Genomic DNA, 19,245 nt, shown 5'->3' with positions numbered 1-19,245 from the left:
CATGAGCCAACTTGAACTGACCAATCGCACGCTGACGCTGCACCGCTTCCCGCCAATGCGTGAGGAAAGCCCGCTACAGGCGTGGGATTCCGCCGATGAATACCTGTTGCAGCAAGCGCTGCCCGAGGGACCGGTTTTGGTGTTCAACGACAGCTTTGGCGCGCTGACTTGCGGGTTGGGTGCACGTCCGGTGTGGCACGTCAGCGATTCACTGCTGAGCGAACAGGCGGCAAAACAGAACCTGCGACTCAATGAGATGGATGAAGATCAGGTGCATTTTCTCGATAGCCTGGCGCCATTGCCGGCCGCACCGGCGGTGGTGATGATCAAAATCCCCAAAGCGCTGGCGCTGCTCGAGCATCAACTGCGTGCACTGCGCGAAGTGGTGACGCCAGACACGCTGATTCTGGCGGCGGCGAAAGCCAAAGATATTCACAACTCCACGCTGCAACTGTTCGAGCGCATCCTCGGCGAGAGCAAAACCTCGCTGGCGTGGAAAAAAGCGCGTCTGATTTACAGCCGCTTCACTGCGCCGCAATTAGCGGATCAGCCCGCCACCACCGTTTGGCCGCTGGATGATTCTGAGTACCAGATCCACAATCACGCCAACGTGTTTTCCCGCGCGTCGCTGGATGTGGGCGCACGCTTCTTTATGCAGCATCTGCCTTTTGACATTGAAGGTGAGATTCTCGACCTGGGTTGTGGCAACGGCGTGATTGGCTTGCTGGCACTGGAACAGAACCCAAACGCGGACGTGCTGTTTTATGATGAATCCTACATGGCGGTGGCATCAAGCAAACTGAACGTGGAAGTGAACCGTCCGCAGGATATGGCGCGCTGTCAGTTTCGCGTTAACAACGTGCTGAGTGGCTTCCCGTCCGATCGCCTACACGCGGTGCTGTGCAATCCGCCATTCCATCAGCAGCACGCGGTAACCGATCATCTGGCATGGCAAATGCTGCGTGATGCGAAACGCTGCCTGCAGTATGGCGGCGAGTTGCGCATCGTCGGCAACCGCCACCTCGGTTATCACGTCAAAATGAAAAAGCTGTTTGGCAACTGCGAGCTGGTGGCGTCCAACGCCAAGTTCGTGGTACTGCGTTCGGTCAAACTGCGCTAATTACACACTCAGCGCCAGTTCGGTCGCCTGAGCGATGGCGCGGCGAGCATCCAGCTCCTGCGCCACATCCGCACCCCCAATCACACGTACGGATTTGCCACGCGCGCTGAGCTGATCCGCCAGCAGGCGCAGCGGTTCCTGTCCGGCACAAATCACCACGTTATCCACCGCCAGCGTCATCGCTTCGCCCTGATGACGCAGATGCAGTCCTGCATCATCAATCTGCAAATATTCGACATCGCCCCACATCTGCACGCCGTGCGCCTGCAAGCTGGCGCGGTGGATCCAGCCGGTGGTTTTCGCTAAGCCTGCGCCCGGCTTGCCGGATTTACGTTGCAGCAGCCAGATTTGCCGATCGGCGGGCTGTAGCTGTGGCGCCATCAAACCACCTCGCGCCTGCAGGCTGCGATCGATGCCCCAGCTTTGGTAAAAATCGTCATGGCTGGTTTGATGCAGCAGAAACTCGGCGGTATCAAAACCAATGCCGCCCGCGCCGATAATCGCCACGCGTTTTCCCACCGGTTTTTTATCGCGTATTACATCGAGATAGCTCAGCACGCTGGGATGATCGATGCCAGGAATCGTCAGCTGGCGCGGCAAGATACCGGTTGCGATGATCACTTCGTCAGCGGCTGCCAGTTCGTCAGCGCTGACGCGATGTTCCGTTTTAATAGTTACGCCTGCGGCAGAAAGTTGGTGACGGAAATAGCGCAGCGTTTCACTGAATTCGGCTTTGCCGGGAATCTGCCGGGCGATATTAAATTGTCCGCCAATTTGCGCATCGGCTTCGTAAAGCGTGACCTGATGGCCGCGCTGCGCCGCCTGCAGCGCGAACGCCATACCCGCGGGTCCCGCGCCCACCACCGCCAGCTGTTTCGGTTGCTTGGTGGCGATCACCGGCATCAGCGTTTCGTGGCAGGCGCGCGGATTCACCAGACAAGAGGTGATTTTGCCAACAAAGATTTGATCGAGGCAGGCCTGATTACAGGCAATGCAGGTGTTGATGGCATCGGGCTGGCCGGTTTCGGCTTTACGGACAAAAGCCGCATCGGCGAGGAAAGGGCGCGCCATCGAGACCATATCAGCGATGCCATCACGCAAAAGCTGTTCAGCTACATCGGGATGGTTGATGCGATTGGTGGCGATGACCGGCACCGATACGCGCTCGCGCAGGTGCTGCGTGACCCAGGCAAAACCAGCACGCGGCACGCAGGTGGCGATGGTGGGAATGCGCGCTTCATGCCAGCCAATGCCGCTGTTAAACAGCGTAACGCCGCACTGCTCCAACGCTTGCGCCAGTGAAAGCGTCTCTTCCAGCGAGCTGCCGTTATTGACCAAATCGAGCATCGACAGGCGGAAGATAATGATGAAGTCGCTGCCGACGGCATCACGAACCGCTTGCGTCACCGCTAACGCAAAGCGCTGGCGTCGCGTCACATCGCCGCCCCAGTCATCCTCACGCTGATTGGTGTGCGCCACCAGAAACTGGTTAATCAGATAACCTTCCGAGCCCATGATCTCCACGCCGTCATAGCCGGCCTGTTGCGCCAGTTTGGCGCAGTGCGCGAAGTCCTGAATGGTTTGCTGAATATCCGCATCGCTGAGCGCTTGTGGCGTAAAAGGATTGATCGGCGCCTGTAATGCCGATGGGGCAACCAGGTCACGCTGATAGCTGTAGCGCCCGGCATGCAGAATTTGCAGCGCGATTTTCCCGCCTTCTGCACGTACCGCATCGGTGATGATACGGTGCCAGTTGCACTGACTTTCCTGGTTGAGGATCGCTCCGCCTTGTGCCACCACGCCTTGCGGATTGGGCGCGATACCGCCAGTGACAATCAGCGCCACGCCTTCACGCGCGCGCTCAGCGTAAAAAGCGGCCAGACGCTCTGCGCCCTCGGCGTGTTCTTCCAGTCCGGTATGCATCGAACCCATCAGGAAACGATTTTTAAGCTGGGTGAAACCCAAATCCAGCGGGGCGAACAGGTGGGCATAATGCTCAGACATAATCACATACTCAGAGAGTGGTCGGATGAGTGAACTCTAGCGGGATTTTGCAGGGAAGGAAGTGTGTGGCGTTCAGCCTGTGAGAAGTATCAAAAAAAAGCAGGGCGGTAAGTCGCAGACGAAAGTATCGGACTTCTTTCGGCAGGCACGGGAAGAAACCTACTCGCCCTGTAATAGCATGAAGAAGGGGCTAATAAATTAGCTCTGTGGTTATTAATTCCTTTATAACTCAATCTTTTTAAAAACTGTCCGAGGTTAGGACAAGGCATATCATGCCACGCCATAACGTTATTAATCAGCAAGACTAGTCTTGATTTTTCTTTCAACAAGCCCCATTGCGACGTGCAAGTTCGATGATATCAACCAGGTTTTTTGACTCAAGTTTTTGGAATATCTTTGTTTTATAAGTGCTGATTGTTTTATTATTTAATCCCAATTCGCAAGCGATGGTTTTATTCGACTTCCCCTGTGCGAGCTGTCGCAAAATTAAATTTTCACGGTCAGTCAGGCGAGAAAGCATATCTTGCTCATTTGCATAACGCTGACGTTTGTCCAGAATGTCGCCCGGTAGATAATTCACATTATTAGAAACGCAGCCAATGGCGGCGATCAGTGTTTGAATGGGATCGTAAGTTGACACGAACCCGTTCGCGCCCTGGCTAAGTGACTGTATTGAAAGGTGGTTGTTGCCATCCCGACTAATCAATATGACTTTCATCCACGTCTTTGATTTGACGATATCGCGTAAAAATGCGATGCCATTTTTTTCTTTAAAGTCAGGGTCTAATATTAGTATGTCGATGTGTTGATGAATGATGTCATCAATACCATCGTTAATTGTGTGCGCAGTAGTGACACAATTAAAGCCATTCATTAATAATAAAGCCTGCACGCCGGCGGCAACCAAACGATGCTCATCAACGATGAGAATTTTTGCATTAAACATATCTCTCCCTTTAACGGCACCGTAATGATGACGTTGACGGCCATTATGTCCGCCAGATTAATAGGGCGAACCGAGAAATGTCTCGATAAGATTATGATTCTATAAATCTTGATGATTTTTCAAGCGATGTTTCTCAAATTCTTGCAAGGACTCATTAACACGTTTCATTTCCTCGACAATCTGCTGAATTAACGCTTGCGGATCGAGGGCTTCCTCGCGGTGTTTCTCCAACTTGCGGCCCAGTTCAGTCAAGGTTGGAGCATTTAGCATTGCTGCTCCTCCTTTTAATTTGTGACCCAGCTGTGACAGGGCGCTGGCATCATCGGTTTGCTGAAGTGATATCAACAACTCATCGTGGCTGGTTCGTATGCTGTTGAGTAACACCAGACAACCTTCACTATCCTGTTCGGCCAGTTGTGTTAACAGCTGTGGGAAAGAGGAGATACTCGCTGCCGGCGGGGCCTGGATTTCTGGTTTTATGGCGCTGCGCCGGGTACAACGTGCAACCTGAGCAAGTAAGCTCTCTAAATCCAGCGGCTTGAAAAGACAATCGTTCATTCCCGCCTGAAGGCAGCGTTGCATAATATGCTGCTCAGCCGATGCAGTCAGGCCGAAGAGCATGATCGGTGTTAACTGATGCTCATGCTCGTATAGACGCAGCGCTTCAGCGAACTCAAAGCCGTTCATGCCCGGCATATTACAGTCTGTGATGATGAGGTCGAAACGTAATGGATCCTGCTGCCATAATGTCAGTGCTTCTGCCGCACTTTCACTCACCATGACTTGATGGCCGGCCAGTTCAAGCTGTTTCCCAAGCAGTAATCGGTTGGGTGCGTGATCGTCGATGATCATCACGGAGAGCTTGTCGGAGATCAGCGGCTGCGACAAATGAGGCTGTGTTTGATCCTGCGGTTCACCGGCCAAGGCACGGAAATAAAAAGAGAACACCGCGCCTTCCCCTGGCGCACTTTCCACAATCAGCTCACCATCCAGTAAATGCGCCAGATTACGACAAATGCTTAATCCTAATCCGGTGCCAATTTGCTGCTGCTGGCGATCGCCCACCTGCACAAAAGGTTCGAAGATGGCGTGCTGTTGGTCTTCCGTCATGCCACAACCTTGATCGCTAACTTCGATCACGAATTCACAACCGTCCTCCTCCTGCGCAATGCCCTGCATGAGCACGACAGTGACAGTGCCGTAATCGGAAAACTTAATGGCGTTGCTCAATAGGTTGGAGAGAATTTGATTCAGCATCAATGGGTCTGTCTTCACCCAGTAAGCAGCAATATCCATCTCTACCCGCAGTTCAAGTCCCTTAATCTCTGCTTTATTACGGAATAGCGTAACCGCTTGATCGAGAACATCAGGAAGGTAGACCGTTTCTAACGTTGGTTGATAAAGGCCGGACTCGATTTTCGACAAATCGAGAATATCGCCAATCAATGACAGCAACGCGCGTGCCGAATGGTACGCAACACGGATGTTCTCTGAGAGAGAATCAGCCGGTTGCAAGCGAGTTTCGAGCTCCAGTAAGCCAATCATGGCATGCAATGGCGTGCGGATTTCATGGCTCATGCTGGCAAGAAATTCACTTTTGGAGCGGTTGGCTTTATCAGCCACATCTTTGGCGAGCTGTAACTCCTGCAGCAGCGCATTGCGTTCAGTGACATCCAGCCAGCCCCCAATAACACCTGCGACATCACCGTGCCGATCGCGAAACGGCAGCGTCCAGTGATAAAGCTGGAATGTCCGCTGTTCAAAATCCATGTGTATATCGCGCATGACGGCTTCGCCATCCAGTAAGGTTTTTTGATAGCCATCTTCAATACTGTGAATGCTGGCGTTATTGCCAGTGAGAACGTCCGACAGTCGTTTACCGATGACATCTTCTCGCTGGAAATCCATAAAACGTAGGTAGGCATTGTTGCAATCCACTAATCGGGTTTGTTTATCGCGGATATACATGGCAACGGGCGAGTCATTGAAGAGTGTATGAGTGAAATTGAGCTGATTTTTCAATGCATTTTCAGCCTGAATACGCTGCTGAATAACCTTCCGCAGATGACGGTTCCACAGCAAAATAAGGGCTATCAATCCGGCCGAGACGGACACGATCAGCAAGATAACTTGTTTGTAACTCTGCCATGAAGCACTGAGGAACGGCATCTCTGACTGACGCCAATGTGCCAGCAACTTGAACATGGTTTCGGGAGGAATCGCGATCAAGGCTTTATTGAGAATGCTAATCAGCGTTTCATTACCGGGTTCAACACGCATAACAAAACGTGCCGGGTCTGCACCCAACGTGGTTTCAATAATCAGGTCATCTGCATAATGGTTGTGGAGCAGATAATCCACAAAAATTTTTGGCAGCACTACCGCATCGATTTCATGCGCCTGCAGTTCGCGCAAGGCCTGCAAAGGATCGTTGATATAGGCGAGGTTCAGATGGGGATAATGCAGAAGCATCCAATCCTTCATCTGCCGATTGTTCAGCATGAGAGCCGAGCCAAAGGGAAAAGGATCCCGAGCCATAATATTCCGAGGGCGTTTATGGCGAATAATGACCCAGTGTGAAACCAGCCATGGGCGGGTTATTAACTGAGGTGGCATATCCGGGGTAAGCATCTCAAGCGCATACAGATGTGGAAAATGCTTATCGGTTTGGTTACGTCCACTTTCTTCCTGAACTTCTGAATTAAATGTAATGCCACTTTGGTTGGCTATCAGATCTAAAACATCAATGATCATGCCGCGAAACGACATGCTTCCGTTGCGACTGCTGAGTGGAGCGAGGGTTTGCGGTAGTGCGGTGTTAATACGCGGGTGTGCCTGTAGCCATTTCTCCTCTTCATGCTTGAGTGCAAGCGGATTACGCTGCAGCACATGGTACGTATCCAGTTGCCAGCGCTTCGCTATCTGCATGCGAATAGAGAGAGGAATTTGTGTTAAGGAAAAATTAATCGCTTCGGCAAGTTGTGGATAACGCGGGCTAATGCCAAAGCTGAAATTCATTGGAATAGCGTGGTCATCTTTGGTTATATCCAGCGCATTTGCGAACATGAAGCGATTAAGGTGCGTAAGTGTGGCGGCATTGCCCCATACACGCTCTGTTTGGCCAAATACTGTTGCTGCGACAGCATCGTAGTAACCAGGAAAGCGAACTAAAAGGTCGCTCTTAAAAGTCTCTTCTAAATGTGCACGCATCAACGCTGAACCAGACCAGGCCATGCGATTGGGTTCATCAATTTTTAATGGAGCGTTCTGCCCAGACTTAAAACCGATCGCTGCATAATCCAGCATCCAGGGGTCGCTGGCGATCAAGGTTTGCGGCTTTGATACTGAGGGGGGTTCCACATAGATCGCTAATAGTTGCATTTCTCCGCTGGTTACGGCTTCCTGGGCCGCGCTATGGCTGGCGTAATAATGGATTTCTATTGTGGTATCCAGCATATTCTGAATCAGAGAGAGATAATCCGCACTCACGCCTTCGAATCGTCGCGTATCTACATCCATAAAAAGGGGCGGTTGTGGTTGCCCAGCGACAGCAACTTTGAGAACGTGATGACGAAACTCCGAAGAGATTGGTTCAGCCAGTTGTAAAGCAGGTTGAGCTACATCATATCGCGCCAGTAATTGCAGTTTTTTCTCTGATGCTATTAATGAACATGAAACTAAAGCCAGAAAAAATAATGCCAACAAGCGAAAAGTATTAAGATTAATTAGCACGCTGCCTTCTTAAGGTATCCATTAATGTCTATCAGGACCAGGGATTATAAAGATATTATTATCTTTCGCTCGCTCTATTCTTTTATTGTTAATATTTTGCGACCATTCTCAAATATTTGATTTTTAGCGAAAGAGAGTGGGTGATGACGATGTCACTATATGATGTTCATTTCTTAGCTTATTCAGTTAGTTAGATTACCCCTTTTCTTTCAAGACAATTCTTATGTGGTCTTGTTAAGGAGTTAAGTCAGACTTTTCCCACTTTTACGTGAGCAGGAAAGTAAGAATCTATCACGGAAAAATATAAACCTAAAAGGGGTATATAAAAATGACCGCTATTAGGGTGACGCTATCGATTTAGAATTCTGATGTTGTGAAGGCTATTTTTTCACAGCTGTTGTAATCGACACCATTTATTCATTGAAGCGGGTGTGACAGTCAGAATTGGACAAAGTTAATGCTGTAATAAAGGAATAAACAAATGGTATATGCACACAATAAACAAGTGCGTGTGGCTGTCCTTGATGATCACCCCATGGTCCGTACCGTTTTCGAGTTGTGTTTGAAACATGAGCCCGATATTCATTTGGTGGGTACCTGGGCTTCAAGTAATGAATTATTTAATCAGCTGAGAAGTACCGTAGTCGATGTGCTGGTACTGGATTTCCTGCTGGGTGAACGTGAACTGGATGGTTTGGCGCTGGTGAAGCAACTGCGTAATCACCATCCCCAGCAAAAAATTCTGATCTCTTCTTCAATGGAGAGTCCGGCCATCGTCAAAATGGTGCTAAGTGCAGGCGTGAAAGGCTTTATTGGCAAAAGCCACAATATGCAGGAAATTACCCATGCGATTCGTCAGGTGGCGCAGGGACGTTTGTTCTTGTCTAAAGAAGTCGCCTACGAGGTTGAAAATCTCTATGTCATGAGCGAAGAGTCGCTGGATGACAGCCTCGATTTCAGCAGCAAAGGCAATATGTATGAGAAGGTGAAAACCCTCAGCCCGCGTGAAGTTGAAGTGGTGCGTTGTTTTCTCGATGGTTTGAGCGTGTCACAAATTGCCGTGAAGTTTAAGCGCAGTCGTAAAACCGTGAGCGGGCAGAAACAATCGGCGCTGAAAAAGCTCGGTTTACGTTCGGATTCTGAGCTGTTCAAATACAGCCACGACCTGATGTCAGGCTATTAATTCTCTTCACGGGCGGCCACTTACGGCCGCCTGTTTCCTCTTCGGCATCGCAGACTTCACGTTCCAGGTAACAGCTTTCCGTAACATGTTTTTAGGTGATGTTCATCACAGTTTTAAGCCGCATAACCCGGTCTGATGGCCCCCATTGCTACAGCTCTTATGGGGACGTTATGAATATCGAAACGCAATCCGGCGTAATCACTGGAAAAAAACAAGTCAGCGTTGCGCAGCAGCAGGTGAAATGGGACGGCAAAGGTACGCTAGTGCGTATCACGCGTGGCGGCATTTGTGGATCCGATCTGCATTACTATCAGGAAGGCAAGGTCGGTAGTTTTGAGATCAAAATGCCGATGATCCTGGGCCACGAAGTGATTGGTTATGTGGTGGAGAGCGACAATCCAGCACTTAAACCCCAACAAAAAGTCGCGGTAAATCCCTCTAAGCCTTGCGGCGCGTGCAAATATTGCCAGCGCGATCAGGAAAACCAGTGCACCACCATGCGCTTCTTCGGCAGCGCCATGTATGTGCCGCACGTTGACGGCGGTTTTACCCAATACAAAGTGGTGGATAGCGCGCAATGCGTGCCGTTCCCGCAGGATGCTGATGAAACGGTCATGGTGTTCGCTGAGCCGCTGGCGGTGTGTATTCACGCCACGCAGCAGGCAGGTGATCTCACCGGTAAGCACGTGTTTATCTCAGGCGTGGGTCCGATTGGCTGCCTGATTGCGGCGGCGGCCAAAGCGCGCGGCGCGGCCTCCATTGTGTGCAGCGATATCAGCGAGCGTTCACTGGAGATGGCGCAGCAGATGGGCGCAAGCGAGGTGATTCATGCCGCCGACGGCGATTTCGCGCCCTATCTTGCCGACAAAGGCTATTTCGATGTGGCGTTTGAAGCCTCCGGCCATCCTTCTTCGCTGCAGCGCTGCCTCGATGTGGTGTGCGCCAAAGGTACGCTGGTGCAGGTTGGCATGGGCGGCACCATTCCCAATTTCCCGATCATGGCGCTGATTGCCAAAGAGATTAATCTGGTTGGTTCCTTCCGCTTTACTCATGAATTCAACACCGCCGTCGAATGGCTGGCTACCGGCGTGGTAAACCCGTTGCCGCTGTTCAGCGGTGAGTATGCCTTGCAGGATATCGATGCCGCGCTGCAGTTTGCCGGCGATAAAACCCGTGCCGCTAAAGTCCAGTTAACTTTTTAAGGAGCAGTGATGAGCCAGTTATTTTCCCTCGAAGGCAAGCGTGTGCTGCTGACCGGTTCGGCGCGCGGCATTGGATATCTGCTGGCGCGCGGCCTGGCGGAAGCCGGTGCTGAAGTGATCGTCAACGCCACCACGCACGAAGGCGCAGAGAAGGGCGCGGCGCAGCTGCGTGAGTTGGGCTTACGCGCGCACGCCAAAGCGTTTGATGTCACGCAATCGGCGCAGGTGAAACAGGCGGTAGATGAGATCGAAGCGGAGTGGGGCGCGATTGATGTGCTGGTGAATAATGCTGGCATCCAGCGTCGTCGGCCGTTCCTTGAATTCCCGGAGCAGGACTGGAATGACGTTATCGCGGTCAACCAGACCGCCGTATTCCTGGTTTCGCAAACCGTGGCGAAAAAAATGGTCGAGCGTCAGCAGGGTAAAATCATCAATATCGGTTCGATGCAGAGCGAATTAGGGCGCGACACCATCACGCCTTACGCGGCCTCCAAAGGCGCGGTGACTATGTTGACGCGCGGCATGTGCGTGGAGCTGGCGCGTCACAATATTCAGGTGAACGCCATTGCGCCGGGCTATTTCGTCACGGAGATGACTCAGGCGCTGGCTGACGATCCTGCCTTTACCGGCTGGCTAACCAAGCGCACGCCAGCCGCTCGCTGGGGCAAACCGGAAGAGCTGATTGGCGCGGCAGTGTTCCTCGCTTCCGGTGCATCGAACTTCGTTAACGGGCATCTGCTGTTCGTTGACGGTGGTATGCGCGTCGCCGTGTGATGACCGGGCGCGGCTGGCATTATCATCGGGCCGCGCCTAAACCTTAATCACCCCTCTGTATTCCTAAGGATAATAAAAATGCCAATAACCATCATTGTGCTGGGTGTGATACTGCTGCTGGTGTTGATGATTGTATTTAAGGTCAATGGCTTCATTGCTTTGGTATTTGTCTCGGCGGTGGTCGGTATTGCCGAAGGCATGACGCCACTGAATGTAATGGCCTCGATCCAGAAAGGTATCGGCTCGACGCTGGGCGGATTAGCCATGATCCTCGGCTTCGGCGCCATGCTCGGGCGGCTGGTTTCCGATACCGGTGCTGCACAACGCGTGGCTACCACGCTGATCGCCGCTTTTGGTAAAGAGCGGCTGCAATGGGCGCTGGTGGTAACCGGACTGATCGTCGGCCTGGCGATGTTCTATGAAGTTGGCTTCGTGCTGTTGCTGCCGCTGGTGTTCACTATCGTGGCGGCTGCCGGGTTGCCGCTGCTGTACGTCGGCGTGCCGATGGTCGCCGCGCTCTCGGTCACTCACTGCTTCCTGCCGCCGCATCCTGGCCCAACGGCGATTGCCACCATCTTTGGCGCCAATCTCGGTACCACGTTGCTCTACGGCATGATCATCACCATTCCAACGGTGATTATTGCCGGACCGGTTTTCTCGAAGTTCCTTAAAAGCTTTGAGAAGTCACCGCCGGAAGGGCTCTACAACCCAAAAATCTTCACGGAAGAGGAGATGCCAGGCTTCGGCATCAGTATTTTTGCCGCAGTGATTCCGGTGGTGCTGATGGCGATTGCCGCCGTCTTCGAGTTGACCACGCCGAAAGAGAACGCGCTGCGTCAGTTCTTCGAATTCATCGGTAATCCGGCAGTGGCGCTGTTTATCGCGGTGGTGATAGCGGTGCTGACGTTGGGGCTGCGCAATGGCCGTAAGATGGAAGAAGTGATGGATATGTGCGGCGAGTCGATTGCCGCCATCGCCATGATCATCTTTATCATCGCGGGCGGCGGTGCATTTAAACAGGTGCTGGTGGATAGCGGCGTAGGTAACTACATCGCCGATATGATGAAGGGATCGTCACTGTCACCGCTGCTGATGTGCTGGACGGTTGCGGCAATGCTGCGCGTGGCGCTGGGTTCAGCCACGGTGGCGGCGATCACCACCGCCGGTATTGTGACGCCAATTATCGCGGCCACGCATGCCGATCCGGCCTTGATGGTACTGGCGGTGGGTTCCGGCAGCGTGATCGCTTCACACGTGAACGATCCCGGCTTCTGGCTATTTAAGGGCTACTTCAACCTGAGCGTGGTGGAAACCCTGAAAACCTGGACGGTGATGGAGACGCTGATCTCAATTCTCGGTTTAGCCGGCGTACTGGCGCTCAATGCCATAATTCACTGATCGATAAAGCTTCACAAGGATGTGAAGCCCTTAACCGCGCGTGCGGATCCACGAGAAACGTGACTGATAGCCGCTGTCAAAATGGGTGTTGTAGCGATAGCTGGAACCCGCTTCCGCCATGCAGTAGGTACAGACGTTCAGCACTTCAATATGTTCCGCCACCACTCCCCGCTGTAACAACAAGCCTCGCGCTAGGTTAGGCAGATCAAACCAGATTCCATCCTGCTGGGCCCGCGCCTGCGGACGGATCGCTTGTGCGTTGTGCGGCTGCTGGGTGGAGTAGGGTAACGGCGGAAGATCGTGACGATCCTGCATCTGTGTCACCAGATCGTTACCCAGTTCATAGCAGCACGGCCCGATCGCTGGACCGATTACCACACGCAGCGTTTCACGGCTGGCGCCGCGCTCTAGCAGACGATCAATCGCGTTGTTCAATACACCACCGAGCGTGCCTTTTAATCCGGCGTGCACCGCCGCAACCTGCTGTTGTTGCGGATCGGCAAATAACACCGGCAGACAGTCGGCGGTATACACCGCGACCGGCAGATGATCTTCGCCAATCAAGCCATCTGATTCGCAACGTTTAGGCGGGATGTTTTGGCTTGCCAGCAACACATTGGCGCTGTGACGCTGTTGACCATAAGCCGCCTCTGCCGGAACGGGCTGGCCAGCCGGCTGAAAGGCGTATTCCAGCCAGGAAAAGTCATCCAATAGTCTTGATCGTGGACCGCTGTGGGGGTGCTGTACCATAAGTGTCTCCTCTCACCAAACCGCTGTTTTCTGCTGCTCACAGCTTACGTTAACTGCTACATTTTTAAAGCTTTACAAAAACTGACCCTAATCACTTAAGGATGAAATGATGAAGAAAACCACCTTGCTGGCGGCATCCGGCTTAATGGCGCTGGCATTAACCGGTTGTGCGCAGCCTTCTAAACAGCAGGCTCAGCAGCAGCTCGGCCAGCAATCGGTGCTGGCAGTAAACTGGTTCCAGCAATCCGGCGAATATCAGGCATTGAGTTGGCAGGCATTTAACAGCGCGCGCATGGCCTTCGATCAGGCGCCATCGCTGGCGGGTAAACCGAAAGCGGTTATCGTCGATTTAGATGAAACGATGATTGATAACAGCGCCTACAGCGCGTGGCAGGCGAAAAACGGCCAGCCCTTCTCGGGTAAAACCTGGTCAGCGTGGACGCAGGCGCGTCAGGCAACGGCCGTTCCGGGCGCAGTGGAGTTTGCCAACTACGTCAACAGCCACGGCGGCACTATGTTCTATATCTCCAACCGCGACCAAAAAGATTTTGCCGCAACGGTGGAGAACCTAAATAAGCTGGGCTTCAGCGGCGTGAGCGAGAAAACGGTGCGCTTGAGTACCGGCAATTCTAACAAGCAAGAGCGCTTCGACGCGGTGAAGAATGCCGGTTACAACGTGGTGCTGTATGTGGGCGACAACCTGAATGACTTTGGCGGTTCAACCTGGCATCAGGGAAATGCGCAGCGTCAGCAGTTCGTTAGCCTTAATCATCAGCGTTTTGGCACCCAATTTATCGTGTTACCGAACCCGCTGTATGGCGACTGGGAAAGTGGCATGGCGGAAAACTACAACAAACTCACGCCTGAGCAGCAACTGCAGGTGCGTGAAGCGCGTATGAAAGCGTGGAACGGTAAATAAATCGTCAGGTAAAATAGCGTCTGCTTAGGCAGGCGCATTCATGTCCTTTTCAGGTCCATCAATATTTACATAACTCCGTAACTATTATTCCCCTCACTGTTTTCCTGATCTCTTACTAAATTCATGGCAACTGAATAGCGAAATATCTCGTCTTATTTGCTGAATGGCAGTGAATCGCACTAATCATAAATTTTTTAATTAGGAATTCTCCCAGCTCATAAGGATTAAATTATAGCGTCGCTAAAATGGCATATAATTTTTGCGTGTATTGTTTTGTAATTGCACCGAAAATATCACATTTAAAATCGCTCTTATTTAATTGTTAATAATGCTTTTTATCGATCCTGCTCATCATTCCGCTCCTTGCATAAACTTACCTGATTCATACGTTTATTGAAGTTTTGTTTACAAAAAGATTCGTTTTGTCGACGTCAGAAATATTCATGATGCAAGGTAATGCTTAAGCGTCTATAAACTATTTTTGTGAGGAAGTTCTGCTTTCATCCTCAATGGTTCTCCATAGCCGCGTTTAATGACGTCGCTATCTGCCTGAAAGCGATCTTTTTAAATGTTGAGAGAAGATTATTGTGATGACCCTGAAACCCTTATTAGTGATAAATCGTACTCTGGCTTTGCGGCGCCGCGCGCGGTTAATTCAGCCATCTGCAGAGGAATCAACGCCATGAATTTAAGCACGCTTCGTCAGGATATTCCGGCTGGTTTGGTGGTGTTTCTGGTCGCGCTGCCGCTCTGTCTTGGCATCGCGCAGGCGAGTGGATTGCCGCCCTTTGCGGGTCTGCTCACCGGCGTGATTGGTGGGTTGCTGGTGACTGCGCTGAGCCCCTCGCGTTTTGCGGTTAGTGGTCCGGCGGCGGGATTGGTAACGATTGTGGTCGCGTCGATCGCCACGCTAGGCAGCTTTTCCGCCTTTCTCACCGCGCTGATTCTGGCGGGTGTGTTGCAGTGCCTGTTTGGCTTACTGCGTGCAGGACGTTTTATCGCCTTAGTGCCGAGCAGCGTGATTAAAGGTATGCTGGCGGCGATTGGTATTTTACTGATTATGCAGCAAATTCCGGTAGCATTCGGCGCGGCGGGCGATGTTGAGCTGTTGTCGCTGGTAAACGGGGAATTTCACTTTTCCAGCAGCGCGATGCTGGTTGCTGGCGTGGGATTGGCTATTTTATGGCTGTGGACCACGCCAGTAATCAAGTCAGTTAAAGTGCTGAGCTGGATGCCCGGTCCGCTGGTAGCGGTGCTGGTGGGCTGTGCGGCGACGGTGTTTGGCGATCGCCTGTTTCCAGCGTTAGCTGAAGGCTTGCCGCGTATCGCGCTGCCCGCGTTCGACAGCATGTCGGCGCTGGTGGCTGAACTGGAAACGCCAGACTGGCAAGCGTGGCAGAATCCTGCAGTGTGGATGGTGGCGATCACGCTGGCGCTGGTCGCGAGCCTTGAAACGCTGCTCAGCCAGGAAGCGCTGAAGAAACTGCGTCCGCAACATCCTGCACCTTCACCCAACAAAGAGATGTTTGCGCAGGGTATTGGTAACTTGACCGCCGGTTTCCTTGGCGCGATGCCGATTACTGCAGTGATTGTGCGCAGTTCGGTGAACGTCAGCGTTGGCGCGCAAACCAAACTGTCGATTCTGATTCATGGTGTGCTGCTGTTAATCTGCGGCCTGTGGTTCAGTAATCTGCTTAACGCGATTCCCCTTGCCAGCCTTGCGGCGGTGCTGCTTTATACCGGCTATAAGCTGGCCACGCCGCGCCTGTTCATTGAGCAGATGCGCATGGGACCGCAGCAATATGTGCCATTCCTTGCCACTATCGGCGGCATTATTGTGTTTGGCATGCTGGCCGGCATCGGAATTGGCATCGCTACGCAAATCCTCTACAGCATCTATAAAAGCCATCGCAACGCCTTGCAGCTTACGCGACATGACGATCACTACGTTTTACGCCTGCAGCAAAATCTGACCTTTATGCACAATCCAAAGCTGCAGGGATTGCTGGCAGAGATCCCGGAAAACAGCGTGGTGATTGCTGAGCACGGCAATGCCCAATATATGGATCCCGACGTTAAAGCGGTGCTAAAAGACTTTGGTGAAAACGCACGTAAACGTGGCATTCGTCTGAGTCAATGGCCTGTTGCGGTGAAATAGCCATAAGTCTGTGCTGGAACAACCGCTTTAAAACTAAAAAATCGGATATCTCGGATAGCCGATTTTTTTATTTACAGGGCATAATTGCCACAAGTTTTATCCTTTGTCTCTGGCGTTTCCACAATGCCATTTGGCGCGTCGCTGCTTTTTATGGCAGGTGAGCGCCGTCCAGCCGCAGAGTAGGATGACGAACACTTGCTTAATTACCGAATCATCGCACGGGTATTTCCGGTTTAATGCTTGCAGATGCTTAGGGTTGATGCCGGCACTTTCCAGGTTACAGGGTTCAGACGTATGCGCGTTATGCTGTTTGAAGAGAATAATTTTAAAAAGAATGCCCTCACGCTGTTCTTCATTACGCTGTTTTTCTGCTTTATCGGCAGCCATTTACGCATCCCCGAAGAGTTCTCACTATTCTGGCCGGTGAATGCGCTGGTGGCGGGATTAATAGTGCGGAATCCGTTTTTGCACACTACCTCCAGCTATCTGGTGTGCTTCAGTGCGATGATTTTTAACGACACGGTATTTTCCGGCTGGGCGCTGCCAGCGTTTACCGTCAATTTTGCCAACATTCTGTTTATTCTCGTCGCGGTCAGCATGCTGATCAAACATCTGCAACGTCCTTCCGCCCACAGCCAGGTGTTCAATGCCATGCGCATTTTTCCCGCCTGTTTTCTTGGCGCGGCGGCTTGTGCAACCTGGGGCGCGTGGGCACAGGATATTGATTTCAATGCGCGCTTTATTGTGGCGTGGAGCGACTGGTTCAGCGAACAGTTCTCTACTTCGCTGATGCTGCTGCCGGTGATGCTGGCACGCCCGTTGCGAACGGTTGCACCGCGCACCTTGCTGCATCCTGGCAAATTGCTGCCGCTGGCGGCGGTGATTCTATCGCTGACTGTTGGGGCACTAATTGGCGGGGCCGGTAGCCTGACATTCCCGGTTCCTGCGCTGATCTGGTGCGCCATTGTGTTACCGATTCCATTGACTAGTTTAGTGATCCTGATAACCGGTATCACGGAGATTGTGCTGGTGTCGCATGGTGTGATGAACATCCAGGGAGACGATGCACTGCTACCGATTAGCCATCTCACCTCGGCACGGCTTGGCGTCGCCACCGTTGCGCTCAGCCCGCTGCTGGTGGCGGTGAGCATGGATGCGATCCGCCAGTTAAATCATCGCCTTGCACTCCGCGCTAATTTTGATTTTCTCACCCAGTTGCTGTCCCGTTCCGGTCTGTATGAAAGCTTAAGAAATGAACCTTTCTCGCTACAACGGGAAGCAGGCGTTATTATGCTTGATGTCGACTATTTCAAAGCCATTAACGACAATTTTGGCCACGATGCCGGTGATTGCGTGCTGGAAGAGATTGCGCGGCGCATTCAGCGCGTGATTGGCAATCGTGGCATGGTGTGTCGCTTTGGTGGCGAAGAGTTTGTGATGGTGATGTTCGATTGTAGCCATAGCCAGCTTTACCAACTCGCCGAAACGGTACGTCAGGCGATGGTCAAAGAGAAGTTCTGGATTCAGGGCAACACGGTGACGGTAACTGCCAGTTTAGGTCTGGCGCGCGGCAGTGCGCAGAACGAACGTGAATGGCCAAGCGTGATCAATCGCTTAGTGTCAGCGGCGGATAAGAATCTTTATCTTTCCAAACGCAATGGCCGTAATCAAACCTCACCGGCGATGGAGCCGCGCAGCATGATGAATGACGTGGCCTGAGCCACGTCATGGCGATTCAAACGCTACTTTTCAGTTGGCTGGTTTGCTGGTGACGCTGCTGAGCCAGCTCAATCAGACGGGAAATCAGATCGCTGTAGCTCAAACCCGCTGCCTGCCATAACTTCGGATACATGCTGATATTGGTAAAACCCGGCAAGGTATTCACTTCATTGACAATGATCTCGCCGCTTTCCGTCAGGAACACGTCAACACGCGCCATGCCAAAACACTCCAGCGCTTGAAACGCAGTAATTGCCACCTGACGAATTGCCTCGCTGGCTTCATCGCTGATTGCCGCTGGCACCACCACTTGCGCACCGCTTTCGCTGATGTATTTGGTGTCGTATGAGTAGAAGGCATCATGCACCACCACTTCGCCGCACGGGCTGGCTTCTGGCGTATCGTTGCCCAGCACGGCACATTCAATCTCGCGCCCCTTAATCCCTTGCTCGATCAAGACCTTGCGATCAAACGTAAAGGCGAGATCCAGCGCGGCATCGAACGCTTCAGGGCTCTCGACTTTGCTCACGCCAACGGACGATCCCTGGTTAGCCGGTTTGATAAACAGCGGCAGGCCAAAGCGTGCAATCACGGCCTCAGCATCAATGTTCGCGCGCTGTGCCTGCGTCACGCTCAGCCAGGGTGCAACGTTCAGTCCGGCATCACGCAGCAGCCGCTTGGTAAAATCTTTGTCCATGCTGACGGCAGACCCGAGCACGTCAGAGCCGACAAACGGCAGATTCGCCATACGCAATAAGCCCTGTAGCGAGCCATCTTCACCCAGCGTGCCGTGCACGATGGGAAAAATGACATCCAGCTGTGACAACGGCTGCGCCTGCTGACGGGTAATCAGCTGCTGGGAAGAACTGCCCGGAACCAGCGCGACATTTTCACCTGAACGATTAAGCGCAATCAGCTTCGGGTTCTCTGCGTTGAGCAAGAATCCCGAAGCATCATTGAGATGCCATTCACCCTGTTTATCAATTCCCAGCAACACCACCTCGTACTTGCTCTTATCGATGGCTTCGAGGATGTTTTTGGCCGATTGTAATGACACTTCATGCTCGGCCGATTTGCCGCCAAACACGATCCCTACGCGCTGTTTTACCATTGCTATTTGTCCGATTGCGATAAAGCGAGCCAGTAAGATAACACGCCCAGGACGAGCATCAACAGCCTTGCATTTTTCTGCGCCAGGCAGTGCAAAAAGCCCGCCTCCGTGCCTGCAATCACGAGTTTAAACAATTATTCCTAACCGTTTGAGACAAGTCTTGGACTGCTCAAAACCTGCCTTCTGTCAGAATTTTCCCAATTCAAACAGGTGCAACGGTGGGCAATGT

13 protein-coding genes are annotated in these 19,245 nt (G+C 52.3%); 8 read left to right on the top strand and 5 right to left on the bottom strand.

The genetic code is table 11. The annotated features are described in order from the left end of the window. Position 1 precedes the first annotated feature (1 nt). Complete coding sequence (gene rlmG, locus K5Y33_RS19000) at positions 2-1,120, top strand: 23S rRNA (guanine(1835)-N(2))-methyltransferase RlmG (RefSeq protein ID WP_110867387.1); 1,119 nt, start codon at positions 2-4, stop codon at positions 1,118-1,120. Here the strand turns inward: rlmG and K5Y33_RS18995 are convergent, their stop codons facing one another. From K5Y33_RS18995 to K5Y33_RS18985, 3 genes are all read right to left on the bottom strand, one after another. Beyond that, entirely contained in the window at positions 1,121-3,124 is a 2,004-nt protein-coding gene (locus tag K5Y33_RS18995) for an NADPH-dependent 2,4-dienoyl-CoA reductase (protein ID WP_222234910.1), read from the bottom strand. Positions 3,125-3,446: 322 nt separating this feature from the next. Beyond that, positions 3,447-4,070, bottom strand: a complete 624-nt coding sequence (locus K5Y33_RS18990) for a response regulator transcription factor (protein WP_222234909.1) — start codon at positions 4,068-4,070, stop codon at positions 3,447-3,449. A 99-nt stretch (positions 4,071-4,169) separates the two neighbouring features. Then, complete coding sequence (locus K5Y33_RS18985) at positions 4,170-7,802, bottom strand: ATP-binding protein (RefSeq protein ID WP_222234908.1); 3,633 nt, start codon at positions 7,800-7,802, stop codon at positions 4,170-4,172. Positions 7,803-8,283: 481 nt separating this feature from the next. Between K5Y33_RS18985 and K5Y33_RS18980 the strand changes: the two genes are divergently transcribed. From K5Y33_RS18980 to K5Y33_RS18965, 4 genes are all read left to right on the top strand, one after another. Then, positions 8,284-8,985 carry a response regulator transcription factor gene (locus tag K5Y33_RS18980; protein ID WP_101762921.1) on the top strand — a complete coding sequence of 234 codons (702 nt, stop codon included), beginning with the start codon at positions 8,284-8,286 and terminating at the stop codon, positions 8,983-8,985. 170 nt (positions 8,986-9,155) lie between these two features. Next, entirely contained in the window at positions 9,156-10,187 is a 1,032-nt protein-coding gene (idnD, locus tag K5Y33_RS18975) for an L-idonate 5-dehydrogenase (protein WP_110867381.1), read from the top strand. 9 nt (positions 10,188-10,196) lie between these two features. Then, positions 10,197-10,961: a gluconate 5-dehydrogenase gene (gene idnO / locus K5Y33_RS18970; protein WP_137386569.1), complete on the top strand. Its 765-nt coding sequence runs from the start codon at positions 10,197-10,199 to the stop codon at positions 10,959-10,961. 78 nt (positions 10,962-11,039) lie between these two features. After that, entirely contained in the window at positions 11,040-12,359 is a 1,320-nt protein-coding gene (locus tag K5Y33_RS18965) for a gluconate:H+ symporter (RefSeq protein ID WP_008103467.1), read from the top strand. 30 nt (positions 12,360-12,389) lie between these two features. Here the strand turns inward: K5Y33_RS18965 and K5Y33_RS18960 are convergent, their stop codons facing one another. Then, positions 12,390-13,109, bottom strand: a complete 720-nt coding sequence (locus K5Y33_RS18960; protein WP_222185367.1) for a polyphenol oxidase family protein — start codon at positions 13,107-13,109, stop codon at positions 12,390-12,392. A 109-nt stretch (positions 13,110-13,218) separates the two neighbouring features. Here K5Y33_RS18960 and K5Y33_RS18955 point away from each other — a divergent pair, with 109 nt between their 5' ends. From K5Y33_RS18955 to K5Y33_RS18945, 3 genes are all read left to right on the top strand, one after another. After that, positions 13,219-14,028, top strand: a complete 810-nt coding sequence (locus K5Y33_RS18955) for a 5'-nucleotidase, lipoprotein e(P4) family (RefSeq protein WP_101762925.1) — start codon at positions 13,219-13,221, stop codon at positions 14,026-14,028. Positions 14,029-14,710: 682 nt separating this feature from the next. Continuing rightward, on the top strand, positions 14,711-16,186 hold the full coding sequence (locus K5Y33_RS18950) for a SulP family inorganic anion transporter (protein WP_222234907.1): 1,476 nt from the start codon (positions 14,711-14,713) through the stop codon (positions 16,184-16,186). A 294-nt stretch (positions 16,187-16,480) separates the two neighbouring features. Next, positions 16,481-17,905, top strand: a complete 1,425-nt coding sequence (locus K5Y33_RS18945; protein ID WP_222234906.1) for a GGDEF domain-containing protein — start codon at positions 16,481-16,483, stop codon at positions 17,903-17,905. 16 nt (positions 17,906-17,921) lie between these two features. On the opposite strand, the gene ddlA is transcribed toward K5Y33_RS18945, so the two are convergent. Next, the gene (gene ddlA / locus K5Y33_RS18940) at positions 17,922-19,016 is read right to left on the bottom strand and encodes a D-alanine--D-alanine ligase (RefSeq protein WP_222234905.1); all 1,095 of its coding nucleotides are present in this window, start codon (positions 19,014-19,016) and stop codon (positions 17,922-17,924) included. Between the last annotated feature and the right edge of the window lie 229 nt (positions 19,017-19,245).

Source organism: Pantoea sp. DY-17 (genome assembly GCF_019795975.1).
Lineage (GTDB): Bacteria > Pseudomonadota > Gammaproteobacteria > Enterobacterales > Enterobacteriaceae > Pantoea > Pantoea leporis.
This window is presented reverse-complemented; position numbering and strand designations above follow the sequence as displayed.

Bases quoted from the DNA above. Each gene is read 5' to 3' on its own strand.
- rlmG (WP_110867387.1), top strand. From the start codon at position 2: ATGAGCCAACTTGAACTGACCAATCGCACGCTGACGCTGCACCGCTTC.
- K5Y33_RS18995 (WP_222234910.1), bottom strand. From the start codon at position 3,124: ATGTCTGAGCATTATGCCCACCTGTTCGCCCCGCTGGATTTGGGTTTC.
- K5Y33_RS18990 (WP_222234909.1), bottom strand. From the start codon at position 4,070: ATGTTTAATGCAAAAATTCTCATCGTTGATGAGCATCGTTTGGTTGCC.
- K5Y33_RS18980 (WP_101762921.1), top strand. From the start codon at position 8,284: ATGGTATATGCACACAATAAACAAGTGCGTGTGGCTGTCCTTGATGAT.
- idnD (WP_110867381.1), top strand. From the start codon at position 9,156: ATGAATATCGAAACGCAATCCGGCGTAATCACTGGAAAAAAACAAGTC.
- idnO (WP_137386569.1), top strand. From the start codon at position 10,197: ATGAGCCAGTTATTTTCCCTCGAAGGCAAGCGTGTGCTGCTGACCGGT.
- K5Y33_RS18965 (WP_008103467.1), top strand. From the start codon at position 11,040: ATGCCAATAACCATCATTGTGCTGGGTGTGATACTGCTGCTGGTGTTG.
- K5Y33_RS18960 (WP_222185367.1), bottom strand. From the start codon at position 13,109: ATGGTACAGCACCCCCACAGCGGTCCACGATCAAGACTATTGGATGAC.
- K5Y33_RS18955 (WP_101762925.1), top strand. From the start codon at position 13,219: ATGAAGAAAACCACCTTGCTGGCGGCATCCGGCTTAATGGCGCTGGCA.
- K5Y33_RS18950 (WP_222234907.1), top strand. From the start codon at position 14,711: ATGAATTTAAGCACGCTTCGTCAGGATATTCCGGCTGGTTTGGTGGTG.
- K5Y33_RS18945 (WP_222234906.1), top strand. From the start codon at position 16,481: ATGCGCGTTATGCTGTTTGAAGAGAATAATTTTAAAAAGAATGCCCTC.
- ddlA (WP_222234905.1), bottom strand. From the start codon at position 19,016: ATGGTAAAACAGCGCGTAGGGATCGTGTTTGGCGGCAAATCGGCCGAG.